General features: G+C 52.4%; 1 protein-coding gene. It reads right to left on the bottom strand.

Annotated elements, in window-relative coordinates:
• A partial coding sequence (locus NLF92_RS13105) for a fructosamine kinase family protein (RefSeq protein ID WP_254102658.1) occupies positions 1-267 on the bottom strand: 267 nt, incomplete at both ends.

Genomic DNA, 267 nt, shown 5'->3' with positions numbered 1-267 from the left:
GTAAAGCTGATAGAGTTTACGACGGGATGCGTAGTCTGGATCTAACGCCCACGTAGCCTGATAACCGTCGTAAAAGGCTTGTGGTAACCGGCCAAACAGTTCGGTCATGGCGATATCTGTCTCTCGGTCGCCAATGTAAACGGCAGGATCGAATATAACGGGCTGTTGGTGAGAAAACCCGATATTGCCGTGCCACAAATCGCCATGCACCAGCGAGGGCAGGGGCTGGTGGTGTTGCAAATACTGATGAATGCGCGTAACGCACAC

Source organism: Opacimonas viscosa (genome assembly GCF_024199005.1).
Classification (GTDB): Bacteria; Pseudomonadota; Gammaproteobacteria; order Enterobacterales; family Alteromonadaceae; genus Opacimonas; species Opacimonas viscosa.
This window is presented reverse-complemented; position numbering and strand designations above follow the sequence as displayed.